16 protein-coding genes are annotated in these 12,326 nt (G+C 59.8%); 9 read left to right on the top strand and 7 right to left on the bottom strand.

Translation table 11 applies throughout. The annotated features are described in order from the left end of the window. Positions 1–80: 80 nt before the first annotated feature. From IPP95_03890 to IPP95_03905, 4 genes are read left to right on the top strand one after another with little or no spacing between them, the layout of a single operon-like run. Positions 81–890 carry a DUF2249 domain-containing protein gene (locus IPP95_03890; protein QQS73376.1) on the top strand — a complete coding sequence of 270 codons (810 nt, stop codon included), beginning with the start codon at positions 81–83 and terminating at the stop codon, positions 888–890. Beyond that, on the top strand, positions 891–2,183 hold the full coding sequence (locus tag IPP95_03895; protein ID QQS73377.1) for a cytochrome C oxidase subunit I: 1,293 nt from the start codon (positions 891–893) through the stop codon (positions 2,181–2,183). It abuts the gene before it with no gap. Beyond that, positions 2,180–2,506, top strand: a complete 327-nt coding sequence (locus IPP95_03900; protein QQS73378.1) for a metal-sulfur cluster assembly factor — start codon at positions 2,180–2,182, stop codon at positions 2,504–2,506. Before IPP95_03895 ends, IPP95_03900 begins: the two co-directional genes overlap by 4 nt. 6 nt (positions 2,507–2,512) lie before the next feature. After that, positions 2,513–2,944 (top strand): Rrf2 family transcriptional regulator, encoded by a 432-nt coding sequence (locus tag IPP95_03905; protein ID QQS73379.1) that lies wholly within the window; start codon positions 2,513–2,515, stop codon positions 2,942–2,944. A gap of 32 nt (positions 2,945–2,976) precedes the next feature. Here the strand turns inward: IPP95_03905 and IPP95_03910 are convergent, their stop codons facing one another. From IPP95_03910 to IPP95_03935, 6 genes are read right to left on the bottom strand one after another with little or no spacing between them, the layout of a single operon-like run. Further along, a complete protein-coding gene (locus tag IPP95_03910) occupies positions 2,977–3,252 on the bottom strand; it encodes a hypothetical protein (protein QQS73380.1) in 276 nt (91 codons plus the stop codon). Beyond that, positions 3,249–3,839 carry a dephospho-CoA kinase gene (locus IPP95_03915; protein QQS73381.1) on the bottom strand — a complete coding sequence of 197 codons (591 nt, stop codon included), beginning with the start codon at positions 3,837–3,839 and terminating at the stop codon, positions 3,249–3,251. Before IPP95_03915 ends, IPP95_03910 begins: the two co-directional genes overlap by 4 nt. A gap of 17 nt (positions 3,840–3,856) precedes the next feature. Then, positions 3,857–4,192: a preprotein translocase subunit YajC gene (gene yajC, locus IPP95_03920; GenBank protein QQS73382.1), complete on the bottom strand. Its 336-nt coding sequence runs from the start codon at positions 4,190–4,192 to the stop codon at positions 3,857–3,859. 47 nt (positions 4,193–4,239) lie between these two features. After that, positions 4,240–4,764 carry a DUF1573 domain-containing protein gene (locus IPP95_03925; GenBank protein QQS73383.1) on the bottom strand — a complete coding sequence of 175 codons (525 nt, stop codon included), beginning with the start codon at positions 4,762–4,764 and terminating at the stop codon, positions 4,240–4,242. Positions 4,765–4,770: 6 nt separating this feature from the next. After that, the gene (locus IPP95_03930; protein QQS73384.1) at positions 4,771–5,718 is read right to left on the bottom strand and encodes a transcription antitermination protein NusB; all 948 of its coding nucleotides are present in this window, start codon (positions 5,716–5,718) and stop codon (positions 4,771–4,773) included. Between the two features lie 9 nt (positions 5,719–5,727). Further along, positions 5,728–6,828, bottom strand: coding sequence for a Glu/Leu/Phe/Val dehydrogenase (locus IPP95_03935; protein QQS73385.1), 1,101 nt, complete (start codon positions 6,826–6,828; stop codon positions 5,728–5,730). 196 nt (positions 6,829–7,024) lie between these two features. Here IPP95_03935 and IPP95_03940 point away from each other — a divergent pair, with 196 nt between their 5' ends. After that, a complete protein-coding gene (locus IPP95_03940; protein QQS73386.1) occupies positions 7,025–8,908 on the top strand; it encodes an ABC transporter ATP-binding protein in 1,884 nt (627 codons plus the stop codon). Positions 8,909–8,973: 65 nt separating this feature from the next. Then, on the top strand, positions 8,974–9,330 hold the full coding sequence (locus IPP95_03945) for a PUR family DNA/RNA-binding protein (protein ID QQS73387.1): 357 nt from the start codon (positions 8,974–8,976) through the stop codon (positions 9,328–9,330). A gap of 98 nt (positions 9,331–9,428) precedes the next feature. Here IPP95_03945 and IPP95_03950 read toward each other — a convergent pair whose 3' ends face one another. Continuing rightward, positions 9,429–9,851 carry a hypothetical protein gene (locus IPP95_03950; GenBank protein ID QQS73388.1) on the bottom strand — a complete coding sequence of 141 codons (423 nt, stop codon included), beginning with the start codon at positions 9,849–9,851 and terminating at the stop codon, positions 9,429–9,431. Positions 9,852–10,040: 189 nt separating this feature from the next. Between IPP95_03950 and IPP95_03955 the strand changes: the two genes are divergently transcribed. The 3 genes from IPP95_03955 to IPP95_03965 are packed head-to-tail and all read left to right on the top strand — an operon-like array spanning position 10,041 to position 12,303. Beyond that, positions 10,041–10,424 carry a rhodanese-like domain-containing protein gene (locus IPP95_03955; GenBank protein QQS73389.1) on the top strand — a complete coding sequence of 128 codons (384 nt, stop codon included), beginning with the start codon at positions 10,041–10,043 and terminating at the stop codon, positions 10,422–10,424. An 8-nt stretch (positions 10,425–10,432) separates the two neighbouring features. Further along, positions 10,433–11,476: an endonuclease gene (locus IPP95_03960; protein QQS73390.1), complete on the top strand. Its 1,044-nt coding sequence runs from the start codon at positions 10,433–10,435 to the stop codon at positions 11,474–11,476. 47 nt (positions 11,477–11,523) lie between these two features. After that, positions 11,524–12,303, top strand: a complete 780-nt coding sequence (locus tag IPP95_03965; GenBank protein QQS73391.1) for a 2-(1,2-epoxy-1,2-dihydrophenyl)acetyl-CoA isomerase — start codon at positions 11,524–11,526, stop codon at positions 12,301–12,303. Positions 12,304–12,326: the final 23 nt, after the last annotated feature.

The following is a 12,326-nucleotide window of genomic DNA, read 5'->3' on the forward strand; positions in this document are numbered from 1 at the left end:
AAGCGGGAAGCGATGCGCTGCCGTGCAGGCAAGGAGGTGGCCTCTTGCGCCCCGCTCCATCCATGATCCATCGAACACCCATGATCACGATCAACGCCAATACGAAGATCTCCGCGCTGCTGAAGGAAGATCCTGCGGCCTTGGAAGCCATCATCAGCCTCTCGCCCAAGTTCACCAAGCTGCGCAACCCGCTGCTGCGCAAACTGATGGCCTCGCGCGCCACCATCCGCATGGCCAGCAAGATCGGGGGCGTTAGGCCGGAAGCCTTCTTCGCCAAGCTGGAACCCTTGGGCTTCGTCATCGACAAGGCGGAGGCCGTGGAGGAAACCGTAGCGCCCACGCCCATGCCGGAGTTCATGAAGCACATCACGCCGGAGAACGTGCTGGAGCTGGACGTGCAGCCCATCCTGAACGAAGGCAAGGACCCCTTCACCCTGATCCTCGGAAAGGTGAAGGCCTTGGAGCCTCGGCAAACGCTGAAGATCATCAACGACTTCGAGCCCATCCCGCTGATCCTGCTGCTGGAAAAACAAGGCTTCAAGACCTACTCGGAGATGGTGGACGGTGGTTTATACCACACGTGGTTCTTCAAGGCGGATGCCAGCACCATCCCGAGCGCCACCGTGAAGGGCAATGCCGATGACTTCGATACGTGGGTGAAGAAGTTCGAGGGGCACACCACCACCATCGACGTGCGCCACTTGGAGATGCCCTTGCCCATGCTCACCATTCTGGACGAGTTGGATAAGCTCCCAGACGGCCAAGCACTCTACGTGGACCACAAGCGGATCCCCGTGTTCCTGCTGCCCGAACTGGAAGAACGGAAGTTCGAGTACCGCGCCAAGGAGATCAGTGAGGGCAACGTGAAGCTCTTCATCTTCAAGCCCTGAATGATAGGTCCGGCCCTGAGCAGCAACGTGGCCCGTACCACCTCGCACAAGGTGGTGATCCCGTTCTATGTCTATGCGGCGGTATCGTTCCTGGTGGCCACCGTTCTGCTGCTCACATCGCGCGGTGCCTTCACCGGCCATTATTTCCAGCCGCACATCCTGGCCATCACCCATGTGATGGCGCTTGGCTGGGCCACCATGATCATCTTGGGCGCCAGCCACCAACTGGTGCCGGTGCTGATCGAGAACGACCTCTACAGCACCAAGCTGGGCCATCTGTCCTTCGGTCTGGCCGCCGTGGGCATTCCGCTGCTGGTGTATGGTTTCTACACCTTCGACCTGGGTCTTGTGGCCCAATTGGGCGGCTCGTTGGTTACGGCTGCGGTGCTCGTCTACTGCGTCAACATCGCCCTCAGCATTTCCGATAGCAAACGGAAGAACGTCCACGCGGTGTTCGTCTTCACGGCCACCCTTTGGTTGCTGCTCACGGTGTCGCTCGGGCTGGCGATGCTCTTCAACTTCACTGCGTTCGTGTTGCCCCAGGACTCCTTGTACTTCCTCTCCCTGCATGCCCACCTCGGTCTGGTGGGTTGGTTCCTGTTGCTGGTGATGGGTGTGGGCTCGCGGCTGATCCCCATGTTCCTGATCTCCAAATACAGCGCCCCCCGGCTGCTGTGGGTGGTGTTCGCGCTGGTGAACACGGGACTCGTGCTCTACGGCCTGCTGTTCCTCTTCCATGCGGCGCCGGGCCTCAGCTTCGTACCCGCAGGCATGGTGCTGTTGGCCTTGCTGCTCTTCGCGTACTACTGCAGGCAGGCCTACACCCAACGCATCCGGAAGAAGGTGGACGACCAGATGAAGATCTCGTTGTTGGCCGTGGCCCTGCTGCTACTGCCCACGGTGGTGCTGCTGGCACTGATCGGCGTGCTGCTGGCCTCGTCCAGCGCACATGCCAATGTGGTGCTGCTCTACGGCTTCACCATCTTCTTCGGTTGGCTTACGGCGATCATTCTGGGCATGACCTTCAAGACCCTGCCCTTCATTGTCTGGAACAAACTGTACAGCCACCGCGCCTCACTGGGTAAGATGCCCAGCCCGAAGGACCTGTTCAGCGAGCGGGTGTACCGGGCCATGGCGCTGGCCTACCTGTTGGGCTTTGTCCTCTTCGGCTGCGGCATCCTCTTCGCTGCACCGATCCTGCTGGTGACAGGCAGCATCGCTCTGCTGACCACCGCGGTGCTGTACAACTGGAACGTCCTGCGTTTGGTGAACCACAAGCCTTTCCGAAAATGAACATCAAGACCAACAACGACGAAAAGTGCGAAACCGGCTTGGCCGCCTTGCGGTTCGTGGACGACCCCGAGATCGGTCTGAACATCGTGGACCTGGGCCTCGTGTACGGGCTGGAGTTCGGCGAGGAGGACGAGCACAAGGTGACCTGCACCATGACCCTCACCACGGAGTTCTGCCCCATGGGCGGATCCATCCAGACCAACATCACGGAAGCCTTGAAGATGGCATTCCCCGGCTATGAGGTGGTGGTGATCCTCTCCTTCGATCCGCCGTGGAGCCAGCAGCGGATCTCGGAGGCAGGACGCTTATTCCTTGGCGGTTAGTACACGATGCTCAGCCTCAGTTGCAAAGCCGCCATCAAGGCCGTGGTCTTCCTCGGCTCCAAGCTCTCGTCCGGCGAACGGATGGGCCTAAAGGAGGTGGCCGCGTTCATCGGTGAGAACGAACACACCGTGGGCAAGTTGCTGCAACGGCTGGTGAAGGAGGGGCTGATATGCAGCGTAAAAGGGCCGCGTGGTGGATTCTACCTCACGCCCGAACAGGTGGACTTGCCAGTGATCCGGATCGTACACGTGATGGATGGGGAGGACGTTTTCAAGCAATGCGGCTTGGGCCTCAGCCAATGCAGCGACAGCCACCCATGCCCCTTCCACGATGGCTTCAAGCCCATCCGCGAGGAGTTCCGCGAGCTGTGTGAAGCGCACCGGGTGCGCGATCTGTATGAAGGCGTGAACGACGGGCTGACGCATCTGGTGGGGTAAGCTGATCTGCCCGGGATCACTGGGACAGAAATTCAGGGCAACGCCCCGGTGGCCCATAGAACCCACATGGCCAAAGCACAGGCACTGCCCACCAACGCCAGCTTGAACCCCAGTGAGGAACGTTTGATACTGCCGGGGGAGTATTCCATTTTGCGTTGCTTGGAGCGGCCCACCAAATAAAACGCGATCGCGAGCACGCCCATGATCAACGCCGGGGCGCAGAGCTGCCGCGCAAAAGCCAATGGGATGCTGAGCACGCCGAAGACGAGCGTTACCAAGCTGAGCGGCAATATGCGCTGGTCCGTCATGAGCGGGCTTTCTTCAGCAACTTCCCATGCACGGCAAGTACCTGCGGGATCACCATGGATTCTCCGTCGTTCACAATGATGGAATCCGCCACGTCGGCTCGTGCCGCATCATCCATTTGGTTGCTCATGCGGGCGCGCACATGCTCCTCCGTCGCGCCATCCCGGCGCATCACACGGGCAATGCGCTCCCCTTCCGGTGCGGTCACCACGATGAGATGGTCCAGTTGCTTGTAGGCACCGGTCTCCACGAGGATGGCCGCTTCGTTGATCACGTAGGGTGCTTGTTGCTTTTGCGCCCATGCGCTGAATGCTGCGCGTACGGCAGGATGCACGATGGTGTTCAGCCGGTCCAACGATGCGCGATCACTGAACACCACAGCGCCCAAGGCTTTCCGGTCGAGCACATCGTTTACGAAGATCTCCGGGCCGAACGCCGCTATCAACGCGCTACGCACCTCCGGATCTTCCGCGAGGAGGCGCTTGCCTTCATCATCGGAGCTGAACACCGGGATGCCGAGCACGCCGAACATGCGGCACACGGTGCTCTTCCCGCTGCCGATGCCACCGGTGATGCCGACCTTCAACATGGATCAGCTGAAGCGGATCAGGCGGACTTGGCCGTCTCCTCGGTGAGCTGCATGGAATTGTCCATGGCTACAGCGCTCTTCTCGAAGCGCATTTTCACACCTTCGGTGACCTCCAACAAAACGGTCTTGTCGTTCACCTCCACCACTTTACCATGCATACCGCCAATGGTCACCACTTTGGCGCCCTTCTGCAGGTTCTCGCGGAACTTGCGGGCATCCTTGGCCTTTTTTTGCTGTGGGCGGATCATGAAAAAATAGAACACGACGAACAGCAATACCATCATGATGATGGTGGACATGCCGGAGCCGCCGCCGGGTACTTCTGCTTGAAGGAAGATCGAGAGAACGTTCATTGCTTGTGTTTCGAGGTTTTTTCGCGTTGCGCGGGTTCGGTTTTCTGTTATTCGGTCGGGGGCGCCACCACTTCACCGCTGAGGGTGAGGACGGAAGTGGGCGGATCGGTGTTGGCCACCACCGTGATGGTCTTGTGCTGCACGCCGGGCCTGCCCTCACTGTTGAAGGACACGGTGATGGCGCTGCGTTCACCGGGCCCCACAGGCATGCGCGGCCAGTTTTTGGCCACCGTGCAGCCGCAGGAGCCGCGCACATCGGTGATCACGAGGTCGCTTTTGCCGTTATTTATAAAACCGTATGTCTTCTCCACTAGCACACCTTCGGCGATCTTGCCCATGTGACGTGCGGTGCTGTCGAAAGTCAGTACGGGGCGCATCGAAGGGTCCGCGTTCTTATAGCCCGACACGGGCACCTCCACGGCGTTCGTGGTGATGCCGTCGGCATCTTCCTCCGTGTGGTCGGTGATGCGGCATGCCGTGAACGTGAGCGATGCCAGCGCTATGAGCACGGCCAACGTTGCGGTCCGCTTCGGATGTTGGTGGCGGATCTCCGCCTTTTTCCCGTGTTCCATTTGCGTTCAACTTTCCAGCAGTCCGCGGCCCACCTTGTGGATGGCGCCGCTGTCCTTCATCTCTGCGAAGAGCTTATCGAGGATGCCATTGATGAAATTCTTGCTCTTGGGCGTGCTGTACGCCTTGGCGACCTCGATGTATTCGTTCAAGGTCACTTTCACTGGGATCAGGTCAAAGCTGCGGGCCTCCGTGAGCGCCATGCGCATCAGGAGCATGTCGCTGAGCGCGATCCGGTCGGCCTCCCAATTGCTGGCCCGTTCGGCGATGATCTTTTCGTCCGCCTCCTGGTGCGCGATCGTATCGCGATAAAGCGTGGTGACAAATGCGCGCTCCTCGATCGCCTCGCTCCCCGGCTCCATCAGCATCAGGTCGGGGTCTTCGATCTTCATGGTCTCGATGACGCGCTTCACCATGGAGCACGCCAGGTCCAGATCCTCCAACCAATGGATGCTTTTGGCCTCCACGTGCTCGTGCAGGCTTTCGAACTGGGCGATGTGCTCCACGAACAGGTCCAATATCACCGCCCGGTCAATGGCCGGCGTGGTTCTGGGGGCAACGATGTAGGCTGCGTACTCGTCGCTGGCGAGGATCACCCGCTGGAGTTGCATGAGCAGGTCCCTGTCACCGACCCAGCCCGTTTTGCGCTTTTCGGATTCCTGCAGCAACAGCTTGCTCTCGCTCAGTTTCACCAGGAACGGGTTGTCCACGAAGCGTCTGCTCGGGGCCAGGTCATCGCCAGTGGGCATACGCTTCGCCTTACGCTCCTCGAGCCGTTCCTCCGCCAAGCGCCGCATTTCCCCGAAGAGCATCATCACATGGATGAACAGGTCGTAGGTGCGTTCCACTCCCAGCAGGAGCTCCTTTTCATTCTTGGCCGCACTGCCCCCGGCGCTCTGTGCATGGGCATAGAGCGCTTGGTAGACCTTGATACGGAGAAAGCGGCGATTGAGCATGGATGTGGGTCAGAAGCCGAGGCCGGCCTGGCGGACGCTTTTGATGCGTTGTTCGGCGGCCTGATTGGCCGCCAGATAAGTAGGGATGTTCTCTTCGCGGCTACGCTTGAAGATGGTCAAGGCCGTGTTGTAGATCTCCTCGGTCTGTGCCAGAGCAGCCTTTTGGTTGTAGCCGCGGCGCTCCCAGAAGCAATTGATGATACCCCCTGCATTGATCAGGAAGTCCGGCGCGTAGAGAATGCCTTTCTCCATCAGGGCCCTGCCGTGCTTATCCTCGTCGGCCAACTGGTTGTTCGCCGCCCCGGCGATCACGCTGCACTTCAGAAGCGGCAGTGTTTCATCATTCACCGTCGCGCCCAAGGCACAGGGTGAATAGATGTCCACGTCCAGCCCGATCACTTCGTCCGGCTTCACCAGGTTCACCGCGGAATGCTCCGCCTTGATCGCGGCGAGCTTGTCGTCATGGATGTCCGTCAAGTAGACCGTGGCGCCTTCCTTCAGGAGGTGCCCGACGAGATTCCTACCAACGTTGCCTGCTCCCTGCACAGCCACCTTTCGCCCGCCGAGGTCATCGGTACCGTATGCGGTCTTAGCGGCGGCCTTCAGGCCACAGAACACACCATACGCCGTAACCGGGGAAGGATCACCGCTGCCCCCCATGCTCTCAGGCAGGCCGACCACATTGGTGGTCTCCTTGCGGATGTTCACCATTTCGGTAACGCTCATGCCCACGTCCTCCGCAGTGATGTAGCGCCCATTGAGGCTTTCCACGAAGCGGCCGAAACGGCGGAACATCGCCTCCGTCTTGTCGGTGCGTGCATTGCCGATGATCACGGCCTTTCCTCCGCCGAGGTCAAGCCCCGCCAATGCGCTCTTGTAGGTCATGCCGCGGCTCAACCGGAGCACGTCCTCCAAGGCATCGGCCTCACTGACGTAAGGCCACATCCGTGTTCCGCCCAGTGCGGGCCCGAGCGTGGTATCGTGTACAGCGATGATGGCCCGGAGGCCCGTGGTGCTGTCATTGCAGAACAGGATCTGTTCATGATCATGTTCCTTCATCCTGTCGATCACGACTGCGCTGGCGGTCGGTATTTCGCTTACCAATGTCATGGGATCATTTGAAGTTAAGGGCGCGGTCCGGCTTGGGCGCGCCTTTCCGGCCGAACCGCCATCGCCGCAGGGCCATGGAACGCACCGGTTTGGTTGAACATCTGGGTCATCACTTCGTTGCCGGCCAAGGCCGTTCTACTTTTGCGGACACCCCCGCAAGCCTTTTTCAAGGCGTGCAAAGGTAGCAAGCCCGGCCATGCGTTCCCTCCTTCCCCTTCTTCCCTACTTCGGCCGGTACTGGGGCCGATTGTGCTTGGGGATCCTGTTCATCATCCTCACCGGCCTGTTCGCCGTCTTCACGCCACAAGTGGTACGGGAGGCCTTCAACCTTATCGGCGAAGGCATCGCCCAGCAAAAGCTTCCCGTTGACCAACGCCATCTGGAGGTTTCCGAGCAGCTGCGGACGTGGACCGGTTGGACGGGCATCGACCTACAGGATAAACTGGACGGCCCCTTGGACGACGCCTCACTGCATCGAAAGGTAATGTGGTTCGCGATGTTTTATGCCGGGCTGTTCATCATCTTCACGCTCATCAGCGGCTTCTTCCTTTTTCTCACGCGCCAGACCATCATCGTGGTGAGCCGGCTGATGGAGTATGACCTGAAGAACGCCGTCTACACCCACTATCAGCGGCTGGACCGTGCTTTCTACAAGCAAAACAGCACCGGCGACCTGATGAACCGCATCAGTGAGGACGTGAGCAAGGTCCGGCAGTTCATCGGCCCGGCCGTGATGTACATCATCAACCTGGTGGTGCTCACGGTGCTGATCGTGTGGGTGATGCTGGAAGTGAACGTGGAGCTGACGACCTGGTCCTTAGCGCCGTTGCCCTTGCTCAGCGTGGCCATCTACTTGGTGAGCGACACCATCAACAAACGCAGCATGGCCACGCAACAGCAACAGAGCCGCCTCAGTTCCATGGCACAGGAAACCTTCAGCGGCATCAGGGTGGTGAAGGCATACGCGAAGGAAGAGCTGATCATCGACCGCTTCCGCCGCGCCGCGAAAGACTACCGGAAAACAAGCCTCGCCCAGGCAAAAGTGGACTCGCTGTTCATGCCGGCCATCATGCTGCTGGTGGGGCTCAGCACGGCCTTGGTGATCTTCGTCGGTGGCACCTTGCTGATCCGTGGCGGCACGGGCGTCACCGTGGGCAACCTTGCCGAGTTCACGCTCTATGTCACCAAGCTGACATGGCCGTTCGCCAGCTTGGGCATGATCACCTCACAAGTGCAACAGGCCGCGGTGAGCATGCAGCGCATCAACGAATTTCTGGACACCGCGCCCGCCATCACCTCCCAACGGGACATGCTCCCTGAGGTGAAGGGCGGGATCACGTTCAAGGACGTCAGCTTTACCTATCCGGAGACCGGCATAGAGGCCCTCAAGCACGTCAGCTTCAGTGTGCCTGCGGGCAGCACCTTGGCGATCGTGGGGCACACCGGCAGTGGCAAGAGCACCATCGCGGACCTGATCGGCCGGCTTTACGACCCCACATCGGGCATCGTGCTCATCGATGGGGTCCCCCTTCCCGATGTGGCCATGGAAAAGCTGCGGGACCAACTGGGCATCGTCCCGCAGGACGTCTTCCTCTTCAGCGACAGCATCACCAACAACATCGCTTTCAGTCTGGACGCCACCCCGGACCTGCAACAGCGCGTGGAGGACGCGGCGCGCACCGCCCAGGTCCATCAGGACATCAGGCAGTTCCCGAAAGGCTACGGCACCTTGCTCGGCGAGCGGGGCGTCACCCTCAGCGGCGGTCAGAAGCAACGGGTGAGCATCGCCAGGGCCATCGTGCGCAGGCCGCGCATCCTGATCTTCGATGATCCGTTGAGCGCGGTGGACACGGCTACGGAAGAGGCCATCCTTTCCGGCCTGCGACGCGTAATGAAGGGTCGGACCACCGTGATCATCAGCCACCGGATCAGCGCAGTGCAGGCGGCGGACCACATCCTGGTGCTGGAGCACGGAAGTATCATCGAGGAAGGCCGCCACGCCCAACTGATCGATCAAGGCGGCACTTATGCCCAGCTCTATGAGGAGCAATTGCTGGAGGAAGCAGCGGACGAGGGCTGAACACGCCGTTCCGGGAACATTTCTGCGAGGATCCTATATTTGATTATCCAAGCAAGGGAATTACCATGGCGGACGATCGGGAGGATGTGTATTCGAAAGTGGTACGGGCGGGAAAGCGCACCTACTTTTTCGATGTGCGGAGCACACGTGGAAACGACCTGTTCCTCACCATCACCGAAAGCAAGAAGCGCACCCACGAGGACGGCGGGGTGAGCTACGAAAAGCACAAGATCTTTCTCTACAAGGAAGACTTTGAAAAGTTCATGGACGGGCTCAACCATACACTGGACGAGCTGGATCGGATCCGCGAAACCGGGGAGCGCCCAGCACTGGACAGTCCGCAACCACACGACGATACCGGGGACGACAAGGCACAGCCCGGATTTAAGGACATCGACTTCGACGACTTGGGCAAGCCTTGAGCGGGGTCTTGCCTCACCACTGCCCCCGAGTTGAATGAAGAAAGCCCCATTCGGGGCTTTCTCGGTCTTGGGAACACGTTCAGTGCCCGTGCCTTCGATCACTCCGCGATAGGCTCGTTCGTCTTGATGTTCTTCTTTCTGATCTCGGCTTTGATCTCCGCGAGCTTCTTGTTCTGCTCCGGAGTAAGAATGCTGTCGATCATTTTCTCATGCTTTTGCATCAGGCGCTCCTGCTTGGGATCACGCTCCTCGGGGTCCAGCATTTCCAATTCGTTGCTCTGCTTGTTGATGTCCGCCTCAATGCTTTTCAACTTCTCCGATTGATCGTTGCTGAGCCCGAGTTCCTGCGTCATGTACTCCGCGCTCAGGACAATGGGGGCCTCGTCCTGCATCTTTTGCCGTTCCTGCACGGCCTTGTTCGTGGGCTCCACGGCCGGGTTGTTCGCCTTGTCCTGCGCGAAACCGGCCGTGGCCAGGAGGAGGCCACCAAGAATGGCCGCGTTACGGATGAATGTGCTCATGGGTTTGTGGGTTGGTTTTATAGTGAAGGACCTGAGCAATGCTCGTGCCAATGCGTGTATCAAAAGTATTCGATCCGGTCCAATTTCCACTACAAATACAAAACGAGGCGACATGCAAGATCATTTCGATGGTACCTCACCGGCCCGTGCATTCGGGCATGATCCCGCTCAATGCCGAACTTTGTACCCATGAAACAGTTCCTGATCCTGCTCGCGATGCTTCCCATCGCCTTTACCGCCTATGCCCAAGGCAACGGTACCAGCTTGGGCACCAAGGCCTTCAAGGCGGCCATTGACAAGGACGACGCGCTCTTGCTCGACGTCCGCACCCCCAAAGAGTTTGCCCAAGGCCACATTGAAGCGGCCGCCAATGCGGATTGGCTCGGTGGCGAACTGCTGAATGATGTCTCCGGTATCGACAAGACCAAACCTGTGCTGCTTTACTGCGCGGTGGGCGGTCGCAGTGGCAAGGCCATGGCCGCGATGATCAAGGCCGGCTTCACCGATGTGCATGACCTCAAGGGCGGCTTCAACGCTTGGGAAGCGGACAAACTACCGGTGATCACGCAATGAACTTCCGGATGAACAGAAATACCCGGCGAGGATCGTTCACGGGGGTCGCCGCTTTCCTTGTACTGGCCACGTTCGCGCAGCCACCGGCAGGTTATTACGACAGCGCCGAAGGACTTTCCGGGCAACCCTTGCGCATCGCCTTGCACAACATCATCGACAACCACGCCCCCCTCTCGTACAACGGCCTTTGGAATGCTTTTGAGTCCACGGATGCCAAACCGGGGAACAAAGTTTGGGACATGTACAGTGACATTCCGGGCAGCACGCCTCCCTATGTCTACACATTCGGCACCGACCAATGCGGAGAGTACAACAGTGAGGGGGATTGCTATAACCGCGAACACGGCTTTCCAAATAGCTGGTTCAACGGCAGCAGCCCGATGTACACGGACCTCTTCCACATCTATCCCACGGATGGCTGGGTGAACAACAAGCGTGGCGATCTACCATACGGCGACGTCGGCAGCGCGGACTGGACCGGTCAGAATGGATCGAAGCGGGGTCTTTGTATCAACCCGGGATACAACAGCACCGTCTTCGAACCGATCGATGCCTACAAAGGCGACTTCGCCCGCAGCTATTTCTACATGATGACGCGCTACTACGGCGAGATGTCCAGCTGGAGCACGCCGATGATGCAAGGCGGTGATCTCGCCCCATGGGCCATGGCCGTAATGGTTGAATGGAGCGACCTTGATCCGGTGAGCACGAAGGAGACCGCCCGCAACAATGCCGTCTTTGCCATCCAAGACAACAGGAACCCCTATATCGATCGGCCCGAATGGGTGCATGCCATCTGGGGCACGATCCTCGGGATCCCGGAGAGCACAGGCCCGGAGATGAGCCTCCGCCGGGATGCCACAGGCCTTCACGTACAACGCGGAACAGCATTGCCCGGAACGCTTTTCGTGCATGACGTGGCCGGTCGCACCCTGTTGACCAGCCCGGTCGGAAGCGGGAGCAGCGACATCGCGTTCAGCGGCCCCGGTGGCATCTACGTCGCTGAAGTGATCTCGCCCGATGGCCGCTCGATGCAGCGCTTCGTGTGGTGATCCATGCCGAACCTCCCCAAGCCCGAACAATTTCTATCGAGATCCCGATGACCTACGAACAGATCCAGTACACCGCTGCGGAAGGGGTGGCCACCATCACCCTGAACAGACCGGAAAAGCTGAACAGCTTCACCGCGCGCATGGCGGAGGAGACCTTGCACGCGCTGGATGCCGCCCACGCTGACAAGGCCGTGCGGGCCGTGGTGCTCACCGGCGCGGGGCGTGCCTTCTGCGCCGGGCAGGACCTGGCGGAGGCCACAGTACCCGGTGTACGCATCGAGGACCTGGTGGAGAAACAATACAACGCCATCGTACGGCGCATACGCACCCTGCCCAAACCGGTGATCGCGGCGGTGAACGGTGTGGCCGCCGGTGCCGGTGCCAACATCGCCTATGCCTGTGATCTGGCTTATGCTGCGGAAAGTGCGGTGTTCGTGCAGAGCTTCATCCACATCGGCCTCATCCCCGACAGCGGCGGCACCTATACCCTACCGCGCCTTGTGGGCATGCAGCGCGCTTTCGGGCAGATGATCCTCGCCGACAAGGTTCCCGCCAAGCGAGCGGAGGAATTAGGCATGATCTGGAAGGCCGTGCCCGACGCGGACCTCACTGGGGAGGTAGTGACGGTGGCGAGAAAACTGGCCACCATGCCCACACTGGGGATCGCGCTCACCAAACAGGCTTTGAACCGCTCCCAAGGATCAACGTTGGAGGAGCAATTGCTGGTGGAAGGTGAATTGCAGGCCATTGCCGGTGCCAGTCACGACAGCAAGGAAGGTGTGGCGGCGTTCTTGGAAAAGCGCAAGCCCGTCTTCAAGGGCGAGTGAACCGGGTGCGCCATCTTTGGCGC

This window comes from Flavobacteriales bacterium, from assembly GCA_016700415.1.
Lineage (GTDB): Bacteria > Bacteroidota > Bacteroidia > Flavobacteriales_F > PHOS-HE28 > PHOS-HE28.